Origin of the sequence: Paenibacillus polymyxa M1 (assembly GCF_000237325.1) — a bacterium.
Taxonomy (GTDB): domain Bacteria; phylum Bacillota; class Bacilli; order Paenibacillales; family Paenibacillaceae; genus Paenibacillus; species Paenibacillus polymyxa_C.
Genome location: NC_017542.1, coordinates 5,794,379 through 5,818,134, shown reverse-complemented (window position 1 = coordinate 5,818,134; position 23,756 = coordinate 5,794,379). Strand labels below are relative to the sequence as shown.

The following is a 23,756-nucleotide window of genomic DNA, read 5'->3' as shown; positions in this document are numbered from 1 at the left end:
GAGAGATGAGAATATGAGTGGAACACTGCAAGTTCGCGATCATCTGCTGAATGAGCTGGAGACCGGAGTACGGACGGGGGAAGCCTTGATTCGTAAAATACGCCCAGAGGATTGGAGCTTTCGCCCACAGGACAATTTCCGCTCGTTGCTGGAGTTAGTGCATCATTTTGTGCTTATTCCGGCTTCGGATCTTGCGATTATGCAGGAGAAGTCCGAGGCAGAAGTGGGAAGCATCGAAAATAGCCTGTCCGGAATGGAAGATCCCGAGCGTTTAGCTGCGACCTTCAGGCAGAATTTTGAGGCTTATAAGGCTTACATTCTTTCGCTCAGCGAGGACGATTATCTGAATCGTTCAACGAAGGCCTTTTATATGGAGCATGGGCATTTACAGGTTCAATGGCAGATTGAGACCGTGACCCACGTATTCCATCACCGCTCGTTGATCTATAATTATCTAAAGCAACTGGGACATGAAGTGAGCTTTTTTATGTTGTATGCTTGAGTATTTTTATATAAAAAGGTTTGGAGGGCACCTGTTGGGTGCTCTTTTTTGGTTTTATTCAAGGCTTTTTAGGGTGAAATGACTTAGTCGAACGCGCGTGAAACTTCTTTACTAACACGTCTAAGAATGCTGATCTGCTCATCATTTAATCTGCTGGTCAACGCTACAAACTCATCTATCGCCTCTTGCCGAATCATTTCGTCTGTAGTCATATGTTCTTCGGAAAACATCAACTCACTGATAGACACGTTTAAGGCGGTTAGCACTTTCTCCAAGGTATCAATCGAAAAGTTTCTTTCTCCTCTTTCTAATGCACCAATATATCTATAGTCCAAGCTTGCGATGTCAGCTAGTTTTTGCTGTGTAAGTCCCTTTGCATTTCGAATAGCCCGGATTCTTGTACCGATTTGCTTGCGTAATTCAGCCATACTACCACCTCATAACAAGCTTATGGAAGATGAAGTGTAAAAGTCAGGTAGAAGGGAATAGTTCAGTTCTTTTTTTGCTGAAGCTCAATTAAACCAACAATATTTTTAGTTATAGTAGTCAGAATTTCGAGTTCAGTTGTTTCTCTTGAATTTATGAGTAACATAAGTTCATTTATAATTTGTTTTCGATCCGTAGTTTCATCGAATTGGAAAAGTTCAAAAGGCGGAACTTTTAACGCTAGAATTATTTTTTCCAACGTCTCCAATGAAATATTTCGATCCCCACGTTCTACTCCACCAATATAACTGTAATGAAGTCCTGCGGCTTCTGCCAGTTGTTCCTGTGTCCATCCTTTAGCCTTTCTTAGCTCCCGTATCCGATTTCCAACACTTTCTGGTAAACTCATGTAATCACCTCCACTTAAGGTTAGAAGAGGAGAGAATATGGTTACAGACCATCTTATGCAAAATAAAAATACGAAAAACTGTACTTTTAAGTACCTTTTATATTGACCTCCTTTTTCACTTTCTATACAATTGGATGTAAATGGAAATATAAGGAGAGGCTACTCTTGGAAACTTCTATCCTGAAATCACTCAAACCGGATATCATTGTTGAAATGTTGGGGATGGCTGTGGCTTTTGAAAATTGGAAAAAGGTAATGGAGACGGCGGGTATTTTGTATCAATGTGTCCAGCGTATCTACGAAGAACGGCAGTATCATAAAGCAATGAAATTACCCATCCCGCTTGTCAATTTAGAACGTCCGTTGGTATATTATTTTGGGCTCAGTCACCTGATGTGTGGAATGGCTCACCAGCACCAGGGTGCATATGAACAGGCAAGGGAGTGCATCTATAAGTATGCTGAGCTAGGGTGGATGGAGGATTTAGAGGAAGAAGACAATCAGGTTGTCGAGGAGTTCAGGTTTTTAGCTAAGACTAATTTATATGCAGTGAATATTTTGTCTGGCAATATAGAGCTGATCGAGGAATACGTAGCCTTTTTGCAGGATAATCTAGAGGAAATACTACCAGGGCTGAATACCATATTACAGGCAGCGCTTATGTATCATTTGGATGTAGGAGATATTTTACATACGTTTGCAGAGCAGATTGATGAATTCGGGAGTTATGAAGACGCAGAGAACATATCTTACTATTATAGTTACTGCTATCATTTGGCTTTGTACTATCGGAAATGTGGCAGATTACAGGATGCAGTGGGACTTACTGTGCGGGCGATGCAACTAGTCGATCAGCCAGGTAACGATCGTAATTTCAAGAGATGTACAGCATTGTTCGAATCAATACGGGAGTCAGCGACAGCGGAACAAATCAGCCAATATCGACAGATGCTAATGCAGTGTCTTGATGAATACGAAACTGATAGCAATTCATTGTAATGAGCGTAAATGAATGATCCGCTATGATCTGAACAGGGGATAGGCTTGTAGTGGAGAGGAAATAGATAGGTAAGAGGCGTTTCAGGTGCTAAAATAACTATGTTATAGGTATGTTTTTAAGTTAGGGATCGTAATTACGATTTACATTATCATTCGACATAGATAGGGGTATGGAATTTGTTTATTCAGCTTATAGGTGTGGGGAAGTTAAAAGAGAAATATTTGGTCATGGGCATTCAGGAATATGCTAAACGGCTGGGGCCATACATCAAGTTTCAAATGATTGAGGTAGCGGACGAAAAGGCTCCAGACACACTGAGCGAGGCGGAAGTCCGACAGGTTAAGGAACGGGAAGGAGAGCGCATTCTTGCTCATGTGAAAAGTGAAGCACACGTGATTGTACTTGCCATCGACGGCAAACTGTGGAGCTCGGAAGAACTCGCAGAGGAATTGGACAAGCTCGGCACCTACGGCACAAGCCATGTTGTCTTCGTCATTGGCGGCAGCCATGGACTCTCTGACGAAGTCCTCCGCCGCGCCCAGCAGAAGCTGAGCTTCGGAAGAATGACTTTGCCACATCAGCTGATGCGATTGGTACTAGTGGAACAGATTTATCGGGCGGTGAAGATTAATCGGAGTGAACCGTATCATAAATAATGCGAAACTTGGGACCTAATCTTCGGACAGGGGGTCGACTCCCAACGCCTCCGCCAACCTTACTAAAAACGAACATAACATACTTAGTTGGTGGATTTTCAGTAACAGTTTGGTTTAGTTAGTAAAAAGACAGTTAGGGCACATTGACCAGCCTTAACTATCCTTTTATTCATGACTCCAAACAGATTGTAGAAATCGTTAGAAATGACGCCAGCCGCTGTTGACAGCGCCTTGCAAAGAGCCAGAGAACGATAGGGCGAAACTCCGTTCAGAAGAATAATGGATACGATAGCTAACCAGAACTTTTATACAACAGGTCTACACCGGATGGCATACAGGATGTTTATTCGTGCACCTGCGAAATTTTACCAAAGCGATGGAGAGTGAGTTTTTTTGATTTCGCCGTTGAATTCGAAAATAATATTATGGAATGGTTTTAAGGTAAAAAAATTAAAAATACCGTAATCATCTTTTGCGTAGCCTGAAATTTCAAATCTCTATGTTTGTCTCCAAAAACTCAAGATATTTTGGGTCGTCTTCCAAAAAAATTCCAATACCGGCGCCCATGTAAGCCCGGGTTAACTCGTCAACCGCCTTTTCAAAGTTTTCCTGTTCATAATATAATTGCCCCAGCCGAAGGTGAATATACGGATTACCCAACCCCTTCGGACACTGTACGGCATTAAAAAAGCACTTGAAGGCCTTATCGTAATTCTTCATACGATAGTGGACATCCCCAATAGCTACATATATCCAAGTAGCGGCCTCCCATTCTTGATGATTTTCAGGCAATAAACGGAGGGCGGCAATATAATTTTGCTTGGCGGCATCAAGATCGCCTGCCTTCACTAAGTCATCGCCTTGTTTACATAGAGCCCTAATTGCGGAATAAGTGGAATCTGAGAGCTGCAAAGTGATCTCTCCTGTTCTATTGGATTAAGGAGTTTTAGCCAATGATCGTTTGTTGGCTTTCATCAAAAATGGTGGCGTCCAGTATTGCCGATAAATAGCCTATCGCCCAAATGATATGATCTGTAAATTCTCCTCCATGATCAGGCGGGAATATGAAGCGAATGCGCTCGACACAGTCTTTGACTTCAGGCAATCATATGAAGAGTCTACCAAATTTTTAAGCCTATTCATAGATTGAAAGCGCGTTCTAGTTTATGTGAGTACTATTTTCAAAGGGGCCATGCTTGGCATGTAGTATTTTAAATGGCTTGATATAATTTAGAAGAAAGGATGATAGAGATGCCAAATGATAAACAACAGCTTCACAAGGAATCGATTAAGTACCTAACGACTGCCCCCCTTCGCGAAAATGATCCTAAGTTTATCTGCGCAATAAGTGATGTAGCCTATGAGTTTTTAACAACAGATGAAGTAGGTTTGATAGTACAGCTGTATTTTAAAATGAAGAATATTGCCCTGCGAAATAAGATTCTGTATGGTTTAATCCGGTGCAGACATTTGGAACTGAAGGATTTCTTTCAGAAAGCCTATAAAAAAGAACGATATTTGGATATGAGGCTGCTCGCGATCCATGGATTAGTACAGTATGCGCCAGAAGAAGAGATCGAAAAGGTCACGGACCATTTTCTTAAGATCTTGATAAAGAGGCCGGAGACTACTCCTTATAACTACTATGAATATGAGTTTCTAAGGTCTGCTTTCGGGTTTCCTCTTCTAATTAAAAAATACGGGTATTCCTGTTTTGAAAAGGTATATCAACAAGTCGAGAAACAATATCAGGATATGCCAGAAGCATTTAAGGGGCATTTGACCTTTGATGAAGATGGGAAGCAAGTTTCGTTGAGAACTCCGATGAAAATAAAGCAAATGATAGATCGTTTTTATGAATCACGAAATCTTCGATAAGCTGAGTCCAAGAAGTTGAAAAGCAGCGACGACTATAACAATGATGAGGTTTGTTGAAAGGAGAATAGAGATGACCGTAAAGTTTACTTTGAATTATACGGATGGAGATTTCATCGAAACCATAGAAGTTCCAATTTATAAAGCGTATCGTGAGGGTACCTCTTTTCAACTGTATCATTTAAATCGCAACCCTGCTCGTATTGAACACAAGGAATTGTTGGTTATCGATGAATCGGGGATTGCTCCAGAGTGTATGTTTAAAAGTGTTACAGAATTTTGTGAAAAAATTATCCCCTATTTATTGAATAGGAAAAATGAGTCATTGTTTTTATTCGGGGAATATTATGATGCAGAGAAAGATAAGATGATGGACATTGATGATATTGAGATTCCCTGTTTAATAGGCGGGGCAGCCACCTTACAAGAAGAGGAAAAATAGTCTGGGACCTACAGAGGTAGTCGCTGAGGAACCTGAATCAATAGATTTTTTAATTAGCGATAGTAGTGGTTGTAATATGATATGAAAACATAGCAAATTTCCTTGTGCAGCTTGGACGGTACCTCATTAAGTTTCTTGAAGGAGAGTTGTAGAATCTCTTTGGACAATAAAATGAAAGTTTTAGTTTAGCCAATAGACAGTATTCTTCATTATGCCGATGATGGCTAAATTTTTGGCTAAACTTATTAAATCTATAAGCCTCATTGTTTAGAGAATCTAATACAGTACGCCATTTTTTAACCGCTGACCCTTCTGCGATCCATGCAGAGGGGTCCTTTGCTGTCAAAATGAAGCAAAAGGATTAAGGGTCAGAGTATTTCGATTGTGATTTAAAAATTAAGCATTTCCTCCCTAGGAAGAATGGGGTTTGGAAACGTAATCCCATGTGTGTGACTCTTGGTTTCTAACAATTTCACGATTTCGTCATAACTCTGCTGTATAGAAAGGTGTTTAGCAAACCATGTCGAATATTATTTTATGTTACCTCGAGAGGGACTAGATGGGAGTGAGGCATAATGAGAGGTAGGAAGTTCACGATGACGATCAGGAACAAGGTAATTCTAACGATCGTCGTTACTGTAATCACTAGCCTTGTGATCGGAGGCGTTGGGATTTACAATCTGAAGCGGGTACAATCCTCGCTTGAGGAGAGCCTTAGTATTAGGGCGGAAGTCATTGATCTCATTCGTACAGCAGATATCGACCTATATCAGATGCTGTTGGCAGAGCGATCGCTGTACAGTTATGAACCAGGGTCGGAACAATTTTCGAAACAACTGGAGGATTACGAGAAACAAAAGGAGTCGGCAAAGAAGAAGCTTAATAAGTATAAGTCAATTGGAACAATTTTTGATAATGAGGAAAAGTTGATTCAAGACTACGAAGCAACGGTTGCAGCGTATGATTTGGTCTCCAAGAAAGTGATTGACGGATTATCGTCAAAGGATTCAACTGTCCGTGAAAGGGCGAATCTTCTTTCTTATCAGGAGGGCAGCGAAAAGTTTGATCAGATGGAAGACGCTTTGGATCACATAGGCGATCTGTACTACGATGATAATCAAATCATGTTGGACAGCACACAAAAACAATACAGCTTCCTGCGATTGGTCAGTATCCTCTTAACATTGGCAGGCTTGATCGCTTCATCGTTGCTTGGTTATTTGATCATCCGATCCATCCATCATCCGATCCGTTATTTGCGCGGACGTGTGCGAGAGATTGCGGAGGGCAATCTGGCCGTCGATATACGTACTTTCTCCCAGGATGAGCTTGGGCAATTAACCGCTGATTTTAATATAATGGTATCTCGTATGAAAGAACTCATTTCGACAGTAAGCCAATCGATTGGCCATGTAAATACTTCTGCTCATGAACTTACCTTTATTGCGGAACAAACAACGGCAACCGGCGAGGAAATGACGTCAGGCATTAATGAAATTGCAGTTGGTGCTTCTGAGCAAGCATCCTTGACAGAGGCAACGAGCCGTGAAACGATGGCGCTATCGGACACGATTGAAAAGGTAAATGTAAGGAACAAAAAAATGACCAGCTTGTCTTCAGAGGCTGAAATCGTCTTAAGAGGCGGCATGGATAAAGTAAAGAAATTACAGGATCACAATCTCCAAACGACAGAAGCAAACCAACTGGTCGTACAACATATTGAAGGACTGGCAGAACAGATGCTTACGATTTCCACAATCGTACAAACGATTAATGAAGTATCTGAGCAAACGAAGCTCCTCGCATTAAATGCGAGCATAGAAGCGGCGCGTGCTGGCGAATCCGGAAAAGGATTTGCAGTTGTCGCTACAGAGATTCGCAAGCTGTCGACCATGACTTATGAATCAACAGAGAGAATTAACACAACTATTGCACGCCTCAAGTCAGAAGTTTCTCAAACGTTGCAGGTCATGAATCAGACAGAGGTGATTATCTCCGAACAATCTCTTATTGTTCAGGAGTCGGGAACGGTATTTGAATCGATTATGGATATGCTAAAGGAAATCATTAGCTCGATTCAAGAGATGGATGGGGATATAGGGCAGATGAATGTTAGCAGGGAACAGGTCATCTCATCCATTATCAAGATATCCGATGTAGCTCGAGACGCAGCTTCTGCCACAGAAGAGATAAGTTCGGCTTCTAACGATCAGAGTCAAGCGTATTCCCATCTGCATAGTGCAGCTGAACAATTGAAACAATCAAGCCAACAAGTGAGCGAAATGATCAGCAGATTTCGAATTGTACAAGAATAATTCGTACTGAGAATAAGAAAAGGAGCTATCTGACTACGGATGGCTCCTTTTCTGAGTTTTTAAGATCTGCCTTCGGATTGCCTCTACTAATTAAAAAATACGGATATCCCTGTTTTGAAAAAGTACTTCAACAAGTCGAGAAACAGTATCAGGATATGCCAGAAGCATTTAGGGGGAATTTTACCTTTGATGAAAACGGAAAGGCAGTTCAATTGAGAAATCCAAACGAAACGAAGCAAATGATTGAACGCTTTTTCGCATCACAGAACCGTTACTAATCAGCCGGATAAGGAGGTAATTCGGTATCACTCATCACAGCCAGATAAGCCCCCAATCTTCTCCGATTTTAATTGGAGTGTTCCTACCCACTCTCCCGATTTCTATGCTTTAATAAAATGAGCAGTATCAACAAGAAGCGTTGAAAGTGGGATTCTATGAAGCGACTAACGATTGGCCTGTTCGCCCATGTGGATGCAGGCAAAACAACTTTTGCGGAACAGCTGCTGTACCATACGAACAGTATCCGGTCGCGGGGGCGGGTGGATCATCAGGATGCGTTTCTGGACAGCCACGACATCGAGCGGGCAAGGGGCATTACGGTGTTCGCAGATCAGGCGGTAATAGAATATAAGGGAGATAGCTATTACATAATAGACACGCCCGGACACGTCGATTTCTCCCCGGAGATGGAGCGGGCGATTCAGGTCATTGATTATGCCATCCTGATTGTAAGCGCAGTTGAAGGTGTCCAGGGTCATACGGAGACGGTCTGGCAGCTGCTGCGCAAGCATCGGATTCCGACGTTCTTCTTTATCAACAAGACAGATCGGATCGGCGCGGATGCAGGCAGAACCGAGGCGGATATCCGTCAGCAATTGACGAGGGAAGTATGTTGCATTACACAGAGCTTCGCTGACGGCATAGTCGGCGAGCCGCTGCGGGAGGCCATGGCGGAGCGGGACGAAGTCCTGCTAGAAGCATTCCTGGAGGGGAGAGAGGATTCCGGCTTCTGGCTGGAGGCTTTGCAGAGGATGATAGCGGCGGGTCTTCTCTTCCCCTGTGCTTACGGCTCTGCGCTTCAGGATACAGGCGTCATTGAATTTCTGGATCAACTGCATCTGCTGGCGACAACCACTTATGATGAGAATGCTTCGTTCCAGGGGCGGGTTTATAAAATTCGGCACGATGCAGGCGGAGCGAGACTCACATTCATTAAGGCGCTGGGGGGTCGGCTGAAGGTGAGAGAACAGCTTAGTTACGAGAGCGGCGGGGTTCAGTATGACGAAAAAATTACGCGGCTCTTCTTGTTTAATGGCCTTAAATCGCAGCCGGTGGAACAAGTAGAAGCCGGCGATTTGTTTGCGGTTACCGGATTGTCCGCCGCCGAGGCCGGACAAGGCCTGGGGTCGATATCAGATAAGTTAGCTTACGATTCGGAGCCAACGTTACAATCGAAGGTACTATTCGACAATTCGCTACATGTACAGAAGGTGCTCGGTGCCTTTCGCACGCTGGAGGCGGAGGAGCCGTCTCTGAACGTCGTTTGGGATGAGAAATTGCAGGAGATTTCTATCCGCGTCATGGGATTGATTCAACTGGAAGTGCTGGAGCAGCTTGTTAGAGAGCGGTTTGGCTTGGCTATCTCTTTTGGACAACCGGAAATCTTGTATAAGGAAACGATTCAATCGACTGTAAAAGGGTACGGCCACTTTGAACCGCTCAGGCATTATGCGGAAGTGCATTTGCTGATTGAACCGGGAGAAAGAGGCAGCGGCATCATGTTCGATAGCAGATGTCATGCCGATGATCTGAATGTCAGCTATCAGAATCTGATTCGGAATCATCTCTACGAACGGGAGCATCACGGACTGCTGACCGGCATGCCGGTCACCGACGTGAACATTACGCTACTGAAGGGCCGCGCGCATAAAGAACATACCCATGGCGGTGATTTTCGTGAGGCTGCCTTTCGAGCACTACGGCAGGGTCTGGAGAAGGCGGACAACGTGCTGCTGGAGCCTTATTACGATTTCAAAATCAAGGTTAATATCGATGAAATGGGCAGGGTGCTGTCCGATATTCAGCGTGCTTCAGGTATTTTTAATCCACCGCAGACAATCGGAACGCAAGCGGTGGTCACGGGCAGGGTGCCTGTATCGACTTTCATGAACTACAGTGCCGAATTCGCATCCTTTACGCATGGACGAGGCAGTATTCGCTGCGTGTTCAGCGGCTACGACCGCTGCCATAATACGGAGGAAGTTATAGAGCGGATGGGCTACCGCAAAGAGGCAGACCCACTGTATACCTCCTCCTCCATCTTTTGCGCCAAAGGGGCGGGTTACTCGGTGCCATGGGATGAGGCGGAAGCTAAGATGCACCTTGAATTAGAACCTTGAATGATCTTTATTAGGAAACTAAGCAACTAAGAAATTATCGAGAGTAGTACATTTAATAATGTACTACTTTTACGATTCAAACTGGGCAGTTGCCGTTACTAGGACAGGTGTCCCTACATAGAAATAAGCTGATGAGAAAGGCTTATGTCATGAGCGGGGATGGTGTAAAGTAAATGGCACAAAAGTTGCAAAAGAAAAGTACACGATTAACCGGAAGGATCGTACTTCCGGGCAATCCGTCATACAATACGGCCAGAATGGAGTTCAATAGGGGGGATTATGTGAATTTCCCCGATCTGCAGATTAAGAACTGGCCCAAGGCGTATTATGGCGAGAACTTTGGCAGATTGAAGCAGGTGAAACGAAAGTACGATCCTCATAATGTGTTTCGTTTTGCTCAGAGTATTCCGGTGGGTAAACAGGTCAGAAAATAACAATACGCACACCAGATCGAATTAAAACAAGGAGCTGCCGGCGGCAGCTCCTTTAGCAATTTAGCTGATAGCGACGATAAGCTGAACCGTTCCTAAGAGACGCCGAAAAAGTTGAACTTTCGCAAGCGATTTTAGACTCCTTTGGTATGTGAAAAAGTAATTTCCCAATACACTTACCAACTTAGAAGGAAGATTACATAGTTTGTATATGATAAATATATTTATGTTTTATTTACAGATTTTTTGAATGAGGACTCTTAGGTCAAGAGTATTGCTTTTAGACAATGAAAGGATCCTTGAACTTAAAAATATTAAATTTTAATTAATAAAAATCCGATAAATAAGAATGGTCAATCTTACCATAAGCAGTCTATTAAAAATCTCATAGTACTGGTGGATGCAGCATCAGAGGGAGGTAATATGAGAAATGAAGAAGGGAGGAATCCATGTCTAGCTTACTATGTATAGTTCCTTAGACTTGGTATCAAATCGGGTCTAAAGTCTGGCAATTGTTTAGAATTTGTCTAGGTCTCTATATTATAATGGTCGGACACGCCATATAAATATGGCGAATTTGGTAACTTTCTGTTGTAAGCGGCGAAGATGACCAAAGATGAAGGGAAAAAGTTACTGGCCGCTCCCAAAAAAATTTAGAAATGGAGGAGATTTTCGTATTGAAACAAAAAAGCAGTTTAGGTAAAACTATGCTATCTTTCTGCCTGGCAGTTTTGCTTGTCTTGCAGACAGTGGTATTCCCTGCTGCTGCATATGCGGATGACGAATCCGGCTCGCAGAATGCGGCTGAATCGCCTTCGGTATCTGAGGCGGTGTACGGCGCGCCAGACCAACCGTCGTCGGCAACTGAGGCGGTGTACGCTCCGCTGCTCACTTTCGCGGCGTTGACGGCAAATCTGACGGACAAAACGGCGGTGCTGGCGAACGCCAATCCGACGTTCAAGCTTACAGTGAAGCAGGGTAACCCTGAAGCTGTGGTTCCGGCAGGGGGCGAGATTAACGGCCGGGAGAACTTTACCCTTGAGCTGGATAGTATCGCTGTGCCGACCAAGGGCGACGATCTCAATGCTCCGCCCGAAAGTGTGATTCAGCAGGGAGATTATGCCGTCCTGGATAAGGCAACCTACTTCCCTGGTGTGAATTTGGCGCCTACAGGTCCTATGCCAATCAATCAGGGCGGACTGAAAATTGCTACCGTCCAGTTTTTTGCCGATTCTATCAAAATTACGTTTGATGGCGCAGGGGTATATGACGGCAGTAGGCGCGACGTCAAAATCGGCTTTTCCGCTGCTGCTAGAGCGGCAGATCAGACCCCTGGCGGTGGCGGGGATACGACCATTTTTGGAGATGGCTATAAGTTTAAAAACTCGGATTTGGTGCCCGAGTATACCATTACTGTAAGCTCCTTAAGCAACGGCGGCTATGACAGTGGGATTAACAGCCCTTCTTTTCAAGAGGGTACCATTACGTGGCGAGCGGTAGTAACTGCAACTGACACGGACGATAAGACCATCCCCATGCGGCTGGACGGGTTGACTTTCTCTGATGAGCTTGCGAACGTCGGTGTATATGTGCCTGGGTCCTTCACTGTGGATGGAAATGCGGCAGATCCTAATTATGCTGCTGATCGCACACTTTTCTATAAGTTCCCAGACGCATCCACTGTAGATAATGTCAAAAGCACGGCGACTATTACTTTCAAAACGTGGATTCCTAAGAATAGTTATTACTACGAAAAGAATGGAAATTTTGCTGATCAGTATGGATGGAACCGCATTGATAATACCGCAAAGCTTTTGGGTGACGCTACCGATGTGAAGGCTTCATCAAATACCCATCGGATTGCTATACGCCCCAACTGGATTGCGGCGAGCGGCAAGCCGGGCAAGAGTGGAAACGATACGCTCATCACGTGGACGGTTGAGGTCAACAAAAGGATTAACAATAACGGTGTACTGTCCAGAACCGGCTTGCAGAACGTTAAGATTACAGACGTCCTGCCCGACGGGACGGAGTTTGTTTCCGCAACCTATAAGAATGGGGACAGCGGTACGGATACCCCAATTACCCGTAACGCCGCAGGGGAGTACGAGATCGGAACCGCCATCGGCGGGAATCTGGACGGGCCCCTCTATATGACAGTTGTGACGAAGGTGACAGACAGCAGCAAGTTAATCTTCGATTACAAAGCGCGCGCAAACTGGGAATTGGATGTGAAGGATGGAGGAACTGCCATCCAGAACAACGATGCAACCGGCTGGGTCGCTCCTGCTGCCGTTGTGGACACTGCACAGGTTAGAATTGGCGCACATGCCTTCACAAAAAGTGCGACCACAACCACCGCGCTGCACAACGTCGCAGGCACCAAGTGGACGATAAACTTGACGCTGCAGTACAATCTGGATGCTCCAGTCGTCTATGATTTGCTGGTTCACGGCGATTCTCTCGATGTACTGAATAATCTGGATGCCAATCCTAAGGTAACGTCGACAACTCTAGAAGCAATCAAGAGCCAGATCGACACCAAGCAGCTTTGGCAAAAATACCGCGAGAATACGTTGACTGTGAGCAATGGGTTGAATGGTGAAGTGATCCCCTTGACGGTGAACGGCGAGCGGGTGGCGGACCTTATCAAAGTTACCGGGTACAAAGGAGATGTACCAGGGAGCGTTTCCTTTGAGTCTGTCACTACCAACCCGGATAACCTGTTCCGCCAGGATAACGCTGGAAACACATGGAGCAACCGGGGACTGCTCTTCGACGGTGACGATTATGTGAGTCGCGCCGAAGCCAACACCTCGAACCTTGTGCGGATGCTGAACAAGGAGATGCTGTATGCGAACACGGCGGGTTTAGAGGGGGTTGCAGCCGATTGGAACCGAAACTATTCAGGCCAATGGAGCGACAGCATATGGAAAAGAACGCCCGTGGCCAGCGACCCGAATTGGTATATGGACAACTCCCGTCCTGACAATTACATCCTGGCAGGCTATGACCGCAAGGATAGAACGGTCACCTTCCGGCTGGCGGTGAACATGCCAGGATTCAATACGGAGGAGATGGCCAAGGATGGCGGCACCCGTGTAGCCAGCGACATCAAGCTGGTGGATGTATTGCCGGAAGGCTGGGAGTTTGTAGATTATGCTCCGGGCGAGGCTTATAGACTTTATAAAGGTGGTACCGGCTATAGAACCGATGGTAAAGGCGGAAGTGGTAGATATGCACAGGCCATTTCAGTCATTGCGCCGGGTACGCCTCAGCATGTGGTGAGCTTTACCAAGGATGGCAATGAAGGAACCTTCACCTTCTCCAAGCTGGAGAGCCCCTACGTCATTCTGGTGAAGGCGCGTCCAACCAACGCCGCGCTTGCCAATTACAAGCTAGGCAATAATAACGCCGGGGAGAATCAGGCTATGTTCTCCATGAAATGGGGAGACAAGCCGTATAGTGCTACCGAAGCTCACAGAATCATTGTACCTGTGCAGTCTCTGAGCAAGACGGTGCAAAAGCCTGTTTCTGGTGTACAGGAATGGACGGTGAATTACACACCTCCGTTCGAGATGAAGCCGGGCGTTTATTTGCTGGATACTCTCGCCAAAGGTCTGAAGCTGCGCCAAAATGCGGAGGGTGGCCTATCCCTCGAACCTTCCGACATCGCTGTCTATCCCGGCAAGTTGAAGCCGGATGGCACTTTAGAGCGTAACGGAGGACCGCTGAATCTTGCGGATCCGAATAGTGAGGTGAAAGTCACCATAGGCACAGACCCGGTAACCGGGGGATCGACGCTTAGGTTTGATTTTGTCGATCCGAACAAGTTCTATCAGATCGTTTACCAGACCGAATCCCAGGGCATGCAGCCGGGAACAGCTGGGAATTCCATCAAGCTGATGGGCGATGATTCCCTTCCGCCGATCGGAGCGCAGAGCAGTATTATGCTGGACGCGAACGATGTAGCGGGAAGTGCCAATGAAAACGGCCTGCTCTTCCTTAAAAAAGTCGGTCCCGACGGTATAACACCGCTGAAGGATGTAAAGTTCCAGTTGCTCAATCCTGACGGTACACCGGCTAGGGATAAAGAAAATAATGTAATGGTGGAAAAGACGACGGGCACGGACGGCAAAACGAATTTCATTATTCAGGTGCCAGGGGATTATTTGCTCAAACAGACATATATTGATCTCCTCACTTACTTGCCTACGACTACGATATACCGGGTACGTGTCATCGATGCGCCCGGCAAGCCTGTCCTTGTTGATGGACAGAAGGTGGAATCGAACAATCCGCTGATCGTTCCTACACCGGCCGAAGGCAAGCTGACCATCAGCAATAAGGTGGAAGGCAACGGCAGCGACCCGGACAAAGAGTTCGAGTACACCGTGACCTTCAACGGCGAAGGCAAGGACGGAGAGTACACCTATAAGAAGCCAGATAATACGTATGGCAAGATCAAAAGCGGTGACAAGATTACCCTCAAGCACGGACAAACTGTGATGCTGCCGATATTGCCTGCGGGTCTGGTTTATACCGTAACCGAGGGCGATTATACGACGGTTGACGGCTACACGACTGATCCGGAGACGAGAGAATGGTCCGGAACAATTGTGAATAAAGGTGACCACAAGGCGGACTTTGTTAATGAACGAATTGTCAACAAGCTGACCATCAGCAATACGGTCATGGGCAACGGCGGCGACAAGGCAAAAGAGTTCGAATACACCGTCAGCTTTGCGGGTGTAGGTAAGGATGAAAGCTACTCTTACGTGAAGTCGGACGGCGACAAAGGTTCGATCAAGTCCGGCGGTACCCTCCGGCTCAAGGATGGAGAGACACTGGATGTTTTGGACCTGCCTAAGAATCTAACTTACACAGTTACCCAGAAAGACTACACAACCGATGAATACATGACTACTCCTGGGGAGCGGTACTATACCGGAGTCATGAAGGGTAAGGATGAAGTTGCCCCATTCAAGAACATGCGAGTCATGACGGGGAGCCTGCTAATCAGCAACAAGGTTCAAGGTAATGGTGGTAACAAAACGAAGGCGTTCAAGTACAAGGTCACCTTCACAGGCGAGGGAGCAAACGGCTCCTACTCCTATGAGAAGTCGGACGGCAGTAAGGGCACCATCAAAAGCGGGGATACCTTTGAGCTTAAAGATGAGGAACTGTTCATTGTGGAAGGACTTCCTACGTATCTCCAATATACGGTGACCGAAGATAATTACACGGACGACGGCTATGTGACAGATCCTGCTAGTCTCATTCGCACGGGTACCATTCCGGTGAAAAGCGCGGCTGAAGCACACTTTGTGAATACCCGCCAGCTTCCAGTTCTGGAAGGCGTGCTGCGTGACAACAACACAGGAGAAGTCATTCCGAATGCGTCCATCACAGTGACCAATCTGAAGACAGGCGAGAAGCAGACGATTCAGACGAATGAGAAGGGTGAGTATTCGGTCATTGCCGAGGCAGCTACCGACTACACGATCACATTTACGAAGTGGTATCCGGTAGGCGGAAAGGATGTGCCTGTCGAGTTCACGCAAAAAGCAAATGTGGACAGCAGTGTGACGGACGAGACCGTTCCGGCTGATATTACGGCGGTAGGTATTGTGCTTCTGAAGCAGCCTGAAGGGCAGACTTCGCTGCTGGACAGCAAGCTCGCTGGCAAGATGCACATCTACTTGCGGGATGCCAGCAACCAGTATGTTGTGGATAAGAATGGCGCTCCCAAAGCGTTCAACCTAGAGTCGAACGGCGTCTTCTCAGCGGACGGTTTAGCCGCGAAGACTTACAAAATGGAAGTGCGCTACGAAGTGGCGCCAGGTCAAGAATTAACGGTCCTTCAAGCGGATCTGGATGTGAAGGCCAACGGGGAATTGAATATTTCCCAGGGGCTCGTTGACCCGTATGGCATCATTACGGATGCAACAACCGGCATGGTGATTGAAGGCGCTGAAGTGACGCTATATTATGCTGATACGCCAGGAAACACAGCGAGCGGCATCGTGCCGGGCACGAAAGTAACGCTGCCAGCGATTCCGGGCTTTGCACCGAATGATAACGCCAGCCCAAGTCAGAACAGTGACGCAAACGGCGCATATGCATACATGGTATTCCCGAACACGGATTACTATCTGGTTGTAACCAAAGCCGGATATGATGCGTATACAAGCCCAACTATCTCGGTCGGAAGCGACATCGTACGCCACGATATACAGTTGAAACCGATAATTTCCGGCGGCGGTGGTGGCGGCAATAGCGGCGGCAGTGGCGGCGGAACTGGGTCCGGCAGTGGCAGTAGCGGTACCGATAACAGCGACGACGGAGCAGGCAACGTGAACAACGGGGCAAGCAACGTGAACAACGGGGCAAGCAACGTGAACAACGGAGCAAGCAACGTGAACAACGGAGCAAGCAACGTGAACAACGGAGCAAGCAACGTGAACAACGGAACAAGCAACGTGAACAACGGAGCAAGCAACGTCGACAACGGAGCAAGCAACGTGAACAACGGAGCAAGCAACGTCGACAACAGAGCAAGCGACGTCAACAACGGAGCAGGCAACGTGAACAACGGAGCAGGCAACGTGAACAACGAAATCAACAAAGGCAACAACGCAAGCGGTAGCGTCGACAATGAAGTCGCCAATGGCGATTACGAGCTGGACGATGCTCCGAAAACAGGGGATAGCAGTCCATCGCCAATCTTCTATATGGTTTTGGCGCTGATATCCTTGATTACGCTTGGATTCTGTTTACTCAGCAGCAAGAAGAAAAAGCATATTCAGTAACCGGAAAGGCGGTAAGAAAATGAGTAAAACTAAAAAAGTTCTTATCGCCGTTTCCTTCCTTGTGTTGGTATTCTCTCTCGCCAATATAGCGAGAATTTTCCTGTGGGGTTATGCCGATCAAGTGAAAATCGAAGAGTTAGCAAAAGTTTGGGAGGAACAATCGGACAAAGGAGGAGGGGAGGCGATCCCCTCCCCTTTGATTACGAAAGCGAATGAGCCGGTCATGCTTCCCGAATTTCGAGAGCTTTACGAGAGAAACCCGGACATCGTCGGTTGGCTGAAGATTAACGGCACCCGAATTGAGTACCCGGTTATGCAGAATCCACAAGATGAGCAGTACTATCTCAATCATGATTTCGATAAAAAGAAGAGCAAACTCGGTCTCCCCTTTTTGGACGAGCACAGCCGGATCAACGGTTCCGATATTTTACTGATTCACGGACATCATATGAAAAACGGCTGGATGTTCAAAGATTTGATGAAGTATAAGCAAGAAAGCTTCTATAAGGAGCATGCTACGTTCCAGTTCAGTACACTTTATGAAAAGGAAGAGTATGAGGTTGTTGCCGTTATTCTGTCACAGGTTTATCGCAAATCAGATGATGTATTTAAATACTACCAGATTGAGAAAGTAAGTACGCCCGTCGAGTTCGATTCGTATGTTCAGAACATCCAAAAACTTGCTCTATATGAAACGGGTATAACCCCCCGTTATGGCGACAAGCTTATTGTACTGTCTACGTGTGAGTACTCGACCGAAAACGGTCGGTTAGCGGTGGTTGCCCGAAAGCTTAAATGACGATGTTGAAATACGGAGTCAAGCTGGTTTATATCGCGTTCTCCTCTGGAGGACGCGATTTTTTTTTACGCTTCTTTTGATCCAGTTTAGCTGCCCTTACTTTTTCCGATGGACCCGTTATGCTGAACCTTAGGCAAGTTTTTGCTTGAGGTGGGCATAATAGATTCATTGTGTGTGAAAGGAAGGGGCTACACGACAAGGAAATGGATCATCCCTATGTAATTTTACCTGAAGAACAAGCACCCGATGGTATAGAGCATTGTGAAATTTGCGAGCTATCCAAGCAGCGGAATCGTGTCATCTGGGGTGAAGGAAATCCGAAAGCTCCACTTATGATGATTCTGGATAATCCCGGAGCCCGGGAGGATCGGGAAGGAAATTCGTTTTTATGCGGTACCCGAGAAACACTACAATACGGCATGAGAGAGGCTGGGATAGACGTAAATGATGTTTATGTCACCTATTTGCTAAAATGCCGACCGATGCGTGCCTATAATAAACCCGAGGCTAGAGCGGCGTGTCTCCCTCATCTACAGATACAGCTTTTTCAGAAGCAGCCGCTTGTATTATTTGGATTTGGTAATGTCGTAGCGGGAGCCATATTTACAAATAAGGAGGGTGCCAGTGTCAAGGAGTTACGAGGCAGCTGGTATGAGTTGCAGGGTACGCCCATCAGCTTCACCTATCACCCGCTTGCAGTAAGAAGACGAGCCAATTTACTTAGGTTCTTCGTAGAAGATTTAAAAGCTTTGAAGGAGAAGTGGAAAGAGATTCAGCTCAAGCAGGATATAGATTGACGAGAGCATTATAGAAGAGGGGCTGGTTGTGCCAGCCCCTCTTTCATTTCCTTTTCTCCAACTCTGTTTTTAAGCGCTTATTTCCAGGATTCAGGCAAGAAGTAGGTAGATTTAGGATGGACAGTCTTTATAATGGAAATAAGATGTATATTTTATAGGACTAAGGGGCGATAGTCATGAAACCGACGCAAGAGATAGAGGCGCTGACGGCAGAGATTGCCGATGTGGCTAGGACGTCCTTTCGCACTCTGTTTGAAAATGGCGAACGTTACTATTACTGCACGCTATTTACGACTGGAGAGGGACATGCGCCAAGCATCTCCGCCTGGTCATGGGAGGCCTTGGAGAGGGAAGCGGCCAGGCAAGGAGAAGAAAGCGACACACCGGAATCAACGATTGCGGAACTCATCAAATGGTCCTATGCCGATTCACCCTACTGTTGTTTCAGGGATGAGAACTTCGATGATGTTAAACAATTGTTTATGGAGCGTCCTTCCATTGCGGAACTTGAAGCTGACGAATGGAATCGTGAATTTGATTCGAGGCTGAAGGCCATGGAGTTGGCGATGAAAAGGCTCGATGATGAAGGCATATTTGCCTTGAATCAACCGCGAGAGTCTGTATGCGTCCTTGTCGAGGTCATGCCGCCAGATGAGATCAATACCGAAATCGCCCTACGTTTGAATCAGGCGGAGTCTCCGGCTATGCAAGCATGGCTGGCGGAAGCGGCAGAGTAAGGGTATTCGCGTTTCTTGAGGGAGAGTTGTAAAATGTCTAATGAAAATCAAATGAATATTTTAGTTGAGAGAACAAATTGTATTCTTTATTATGCGGGATCGGATCTATCGAACGAACATAGTGCAGGCTGGATCGGCGGGAATGCACCTGAATTCTTTGATGATCAAGAAGATCTCATCCAAGAAGGCAACCCAAAATATGTTTTTTACTTGAGCCTCGTCCATCCCTTTAAACCTGAGAGCATGATTTCGATCTTCATCCCTGAAGACTATGAGGAGTATTTGGAAAATAACATTTATCCTAATTGCTCGATCAAGGTGATTGAGCATCCCATCTCGACTGAAAGCGTTAAAGATATGTTTACTAACCCGGGACTTATAAAGCATACAATTTCAAACGGGGAACTAAGCCATGACGAAAAATCGATGGATCAGCCTTTTTTGATCAAAGTAGGCGGAAACCCGAGACTTATTCAAAATGAAGACTATTATTTTACGAAGCTGAGGGAGGAGTCATTTTCTTTTTTATTTCAGGTAGATGAAGATGGCTACCCCGAAACGTTGCTTCAGGAGGATTACAATTATCCTTTTGGTTTTGGATCACTATATATTTTCGCCAAAATGGGGACGACTGAGATACAACATCCAGTAGCAGGTTTTTGGCAATTCTCTTGATATAGCGTAGGGACCCTCGGGAGGACTTGAACGGCGGTGAGCCCATCCAACGATTTTCGGCGTGCGTATGCCCCATTCGCACAAGCAGGCAGCCCGCCCCTGGCGTAAACTGAATTATAATCAGTGAGCGAGGTGAACTTCCATGGCACAATCGAAAGAGATGCGTGCACGGGCTAAGAAGTTTCAAGGCCGTCCGGTCTGTGTCACCCTGCACAACGGAGAGACTTACGTCGGCTACATCACTGACGTTAATCGTGGTGGGTTGGTACTTGCGAGTGCTGGAGCTCCCCCACGTGCTTCTTCCGGAAAGCAAGATTCCCGATCTCTCAAACGCAGAGCTGGTGCGCATGCCCCAGGCATCCGTCTCGGCAATCGGAGAAGCGGCGCACGCAAACCATCTGGCCGTTCGCGCTCCCGCAAGCCGGATGCCAAGGTGTCGGCATTCCTACCGATGATGGGCTCGCTGTTCGGCGGACTTGGTGGACTTGGCGGTGCAACTGCGGGCGCAGGAGGGCTTGGAGGTATGCTCGGCGGCGGCCTACGGCTGTTCGGTATGATCCAGAAATTTGTCCCGGTTGTGAAGATGGGCTACGGTATGATCAAGTCCATTCGCCCGTTTCTCGGCGCCGTTAAAGGCTTGATGCCCTCGGCTAGTCCGACCACGCCGAATAACGAATAATCGTTAACCTGTGGGCTTTAAGCTCCCTTTGGGTGGTCAGAGGGGGCTAGTCCACAAACCATTACGACTACCACTGTCTAATCCAGATTGGCTTGAACTCGCAATAACCCATTTCTTTTAGTAAATCCCAGGCATGATCCAGAACTTGAGGTCTCCCCTGAATCCAAAGCTCTTGTCGTTTTGCCATCAAGTAAGAGATGATTTCAGCGATATGCTTGGGTTTACCCAGATGAATGACAGTTTCCATTCCATTAATTTGTGCTGAAATGTCATAAAAGGACCAAGAAGTGTGAGGCTCTCCTTCAGGAGGGTCTGCCTGGAAGATTAACGTAATTTTGATGTTTTTATTTTCTTTCGGAGATAGGTTTAAGATGAAGCTAGACCCGCCTGTATACCAATAAACGAATGCATAACCGTCAACCGTAATATTTCTTAATTGGCTTTTCATTATTTTCCCCCTCACTATATGTTGGTTAAAAGATGATCGGCACCTGCGAGCTCACCTTTGATTTAATTATGGCGTGGCAGAGCCTGAACATTCCGAAATCGGATTTACGAGGAATCCGAAAAATGTAAAACGCTACTGATGTTCCGTTGTCAGTAGCGTTTTTGTATATTAGGAGTATTATTTTACTTTTTCTATTTAATCTTTTGAATTAGTGACTGATTGGCAACGTATAGTAATTAAATGCTTGATCCAACAAGGCACTGGCTTCTTGACGCTTCAAAAGCTGTTTGGAGCGGAAGTCTATGGAGCCGTCTACATTGATCTTGGTATTCGGGTCCATGATACCTTGGGAAACCAAAGCTGTGACTGCTTTAACTGCCCAAGCATCCGTTTCGCCACTCAATTTAACCTTAATTCCAGGCTCAACCTGTTTCAGGTTCTGGATCATTACCGCCGCCATTTGTCTAGTGATAGGAGAATTAGGCTGATAATTACGTAGTCCGGCCATCATCTGCTTCTTATTCGGTTCAATCATGAAAGGTTGTTTATACCACCCGTGGGCGCGCAGTAGCACTTCTGAGAATTCTCCCTGAGTCATCGTTCCTTTCGGATCGAAGAGGTTGGCTGACTTTCCGCTCATGACTTCCAAAGCATTAAGGTTGTTTATATATGAAATATATTTACTATCCGCAGGTACATCAGAAAATGGTGAATCAATGTTTACTTTTTGCGCATAAGCAACGAGGTCTGGGAGCTGCATGTAATACAAATATGCAATATGGCCTGCTTCATTTTTATTAAACGTCAATTTATTACCTGATTCATCTTCAAATAATAAAGGGTGGATCATTTTTAGTGTATGTTTGCCTGATGTTCCTGTCTCCATTATTAATTTTCCGTCCGAATACGAAACCTTCGTCCTTAAGGCAGCGATACGCGTGTTTTGGTATAATCCCACGTAGTCTTGGGCCTGCTGCTCACTTAATGTCGCGTAGGTTGACTTTGGAACCTCTGATTTTCTCGGATAATAATGATTCATAAATTCTTCATACACGTCAAGACTCATCATGGAGTCGTTATTGTAGGACATGTACATCGCTGTATTCTTCTCAGGCAGAATAACAATCAAGGAAGAATGCCCTGTAACATTCCCTCCTTTTAGAATCACATGCTGATTATTCATCTTCTCTTTGAAGTAGCCTTCGAATCCAATTGTTGTAACCGGGAACTCCTTGTCAGGGAATAATTGGTATGTGTGCATTTGCTCTATGCTCTTTGGGCTCACCACTTCTTTACCTTTGTACTTGCCTTTGTTCAGGTGCATAATGAGGTACTTTGCCATGTCATCTGCGGTTGAAACGATACCGCCTTCAGGTTTTTCCGTTGGTTTAAACCCGTCCAAGGGAATCAGTTCACCTGTTGGTCCATAGTGAGCAGCCATTCTGCTTAACAATTGGGGGGTAAACCGCACACTCGTCGAATTCATGCCTAACGGTTTGAAAATATTCTTTTCCATATATTTGGAATATGACATACCGGTTACGTTTGCTACTGCATATCCCGCTAGCATGAAACCAAAATTGTCATAAGTGTACGCTTCTCCTGGAGGCCTGACCACAGTTGGCATATTTGATGCAATGTACTTCTTCATTGGAAAATATTTGTCCGCGTATTCTGGATGCATTTCCATGAGAATATCTGGTTCATCAAATCCACTTGAATATGTAAGCAGATCAAACATCGTCAGTTTTTTTCCTGTTTTATTCGGAACCTTTATTCCTCCTAAATACTCTTGGATATCGTGTTTTAAATCCATTTTCCCTTTATCAACCAACTGCATAGCTGCCAATGCAGTAAATGACTTTGTAACAGAGCCGATTTGAAAAACGGTATTTTTATCAACAGGGATTTTTTTGCCCTTGTCGGCATACCCGTAACCTTTGCTTAGTATCACTTTCCCACCTGCGACGACCACAAAATTAGAACCCACGGTATTAAACTTTTTCATCTTGTTCGCAAAAACACCATCTGCAAAAGCCTCTAGTTCCTTGGCATCTCGCGGCCCCTCCAAGCTAGCCTTTTCAGATGCAACTGGTATGTTAACGGGTGCGGCAACTGACGCGCCATTGGGTGCCATACATGCGGTAGTTATCGTAGTAGATAATAGTAGAACCGCGAGAATGGTGTAAATCATTTTTTCCATGAATGGTTTCTCCTTGAAATGTATTTTTGCCTTATTGTCCGGCAAAACCCAGTATGGCAAAGGATTTGTCATACCAACAAGTTACATTTCGTCACCCACCATACCAAATCACTCCAAAGTGTCATATGACAATTAGGCACTAGGTTTAAAG

Annotated in this window: 18 protein-coding genes and 1 pseudogene; 14 read left to right on the top strand and 5 right to left on the bottom strand. The window is 45.7% G+C overall.

The genetic code is table 11. From position 1 onward, the window contains the following. Positions 1-13: 13 nt before the first annotated feature. Positions 14-502 (top strand): DinB family protein, encoded by a 489-nt coding sequence (locus PPM_RS26150; protein WP_013373877.1) that lies wholly within the window; start codon positions 14-16, stop codon positions 500-502. Between the two features lie 83 nt (positions 503-585). Here PPM_RS26150 and PPM_RS26145 read toward each other — a convergent pair whose 3' ends face one another. Together PPM_RS26145 and PPM_RS26140 are read right to left on the bottom strand one after the other, a co-directional pair. Beyond that, a complete protein-coding gene (locus tag PPM_RS26145) occupies positions 586-930 on the bottom strand; it encodes a helix-turn-helix domain-containing protein (RefSeq protein ID WP_013373876.1) in 345 nt (114 codons plus the stop codon). Between the two features lie 62 nt (positions 931-992). Further along, complete coding sequence (locus tag PPM_RS26140) at positions 993-1,337, bottom strand: helix-turn-helix domain-containing protein (RefSeq protein ID WP_013373875.1); 345 nt, start codon at positions 1,335-1,337, stop codon at positions 993-995. 165 nt (positions 1,338-1,502) lie between these two features. Here PPM_RS26140 and PPM_RS26135 point away from each other — a divergent pair, with 165 nt between their 5' ends. Both PPM_RS26135 and rlmH read left to right on the top strand, forming a co-directional pair. After that, complete coding sequence (locus PPM_RS26135) at positions 1,503-2,336, top strand: hypothetical protein (RefSeq protein ID WP_013373874.1); 834 nt, start codon at positions 1,503-1,505, stop codon at positions 2,334-2,336. A 177-nt stretch (positions 2,337-2,513) separates the two neighbouring features. Continuing rightward, on the top strand, positions 2,514-2,993 hold the full coding sequence (rlmH, locus tag PPM_RS26130; RefSeq protein ID WP_013373873.1) for a 23S rRNA (pseudouridine(1915)-N(3))-methyltransferase RlmH: 480 nt from the start codon (positions 2,514-2,516) through the stop codon (positions 2,991-2,993). A gap of 489 nt (positions 2,994-3,482) precedes the next feature. Here rlmH and PPM_RS26125 read toward each other — a convergent pair whose 3' ends face one another. Next, positions 3,483-3,905, bottom strand: coding sequence for a tetratricopeptide repeat protein (locus tag PPM_RS26125; RefSeq protein ID WP_016324926.1), 423 nt, complete (start codon positions 3,903-3,905; stop codon positions 3,483-3,485). A 339-nt stretch (positions 3,906-4,244) separates the two neighbouring features. Between PPM_RS26125 and PPM_RS26120 the strand changes: the two genes are divergently transcribed. The 11 genes and pseudogenes from PPM_RS26120 to PPM_RS26070 all read left to right on the top strand — a co-directional run bounded on the left by PPM_RS26120 (position 4,245) and on the right by PPM_RS26070 (position 20,954). Beyond that, the gene (locus PPM_RS26120; protein ID WP_013373870.1) at positions 4,245-4,871 is read left to right on the top strand and encodes a hypothetical protein; all 627 of its coding nucleotides are present in this window, start codon (positions 4,245-4,247) and stop codon (positions 4,869-4,871) included. A gap of 70 nt (positions 4,872-4,941) precedes the next feature. Next, entirely contained in the window at positions 4,942-5,310 is a 369-nt protein-coding gene (locus PPM_RS29525; protein ID WP_013373869.1) for a hypothetical protein, read from the top strand. A 575-nt stretch (positions 5,311-5,885) separates the two neighbouring features. Continuing rightward, entirely contained in the window at positions 5,886-7,625 is a 1,740-nt protein-coding gene (locus PPM_RS26110) for a methyl-accepting chemotaxis protein (RefSeq protein ID WP_230493888.1), read from the top strand. 434 nt (positions 7,626-8,059) lie between these two features. Continuing rightward, positions 8,060-10,024 (top strand): elongation factor G, encoded by a 1,965-nt coding sequence (locus tag PPM_RS26105; protein WP_013373866.1) that lies wholly within the window; start codon positions 8,060-8,062, stop codon positions 10,022-10,024. Positions 10,025-10,293: 269 nt separating this feature from the next. Next, positions 10,294-10,458, top strand: a pseudogene (locus PPM_RS30320) (BBE domain-containing protein); the annotation flags it as partial. Positions 10,459-11,132: 674 nt separating this feature from the next. Beyond that, entirely contained in the window at positions 11,133-17,267 is a 6,135-nt protein-coding gene (locus PPM_RS26095) for a carboxypeptidase-like regulatory domain-containing protein (RefSeq protein ID WP_043921437.1), read from the top strand. Between the two features lie 19 nt (positions 17,268-17,286). Further along, positions 17,287-18,066 (top strand): class B sortase, encoded by a 780-nt coding sequence (locus PPM_RS26090; RefSeq protein WP_043921436.1) that lies wholly within the window; start codon positions 17,287-17,289, stop codon positions 18,064-18,066. Between the two features lie 203 nt (positions 18,067-18,269). Beyond that, on the top strand, positions 18,270-18,863 hold the full coding sequence (locus PPM_RS26085) for a uracil-DNA glycosylase (protein ID WP_013373861.1): 594 nt from the start codon (positions 18,270-18,272) through the stop codon (positions 18,861-18,863). A 176-nt stretch (positions 18,864-19,039) separates the two neighbouring features. Next, positions 19,040-19,600, top strand: coding sequence for a DUF4303 domain-containing protein (locus PPM_RS26080; protein ID WP_013373860.1), 561 nt, complete (start codon positions 19,040-19,042; stop codon positions 19,598-19,600). Between the two features lie 33 nt (positions 19,601-19,633). Further along, positions 19,634-20,275: a hypothetical protein gene (locus tag PPM_RS26075; protein WP_013373859.1), complete on the top strand. Its 642-nt coding sequence runs from the start codon at positions 19,634-19,636 to the stop codon at positions 20,273-20,275. Positions 20,276-20,417: 142 nt separating this feature from the next. After that, complete coding sequence (locus tag PPM_RS26070; RefSeq protein WP_016324922.1) at positions 20,418-20,954, top strand: hypothetical protein; 537 nt, start codon at positions 20,418-20,420, stop codon at positions 20,952-20,954. Positions 20,955-21,021: 67 nt separating this feature from the next. Here the strand turns inward: PPM_RS26070 and PPM_RS26065 are convergent, their stop codons facing one another. Next, a complete protein-coding gene (locus tag PPM_RS26065) occupies positions 21,022-21,402 on the bottom strand; it encodes a hypothetical protein (protein ID WP_013373857.1) in 381 nt (126 codons plus the stop codon). Positions 21,403-21,610: 208 nt separating this feature from the next. After that, a complete protein-coding gene (locus PPM_RS26060; protein WP_016324921.1) occupies positions 21,611-23,605 on the bottom strand; it encodes a serine hydrolase in 1,995 nt (664 codons plus the stop codon). Positions 23,606-23,756: the final 151 nt, after the last annotated feature.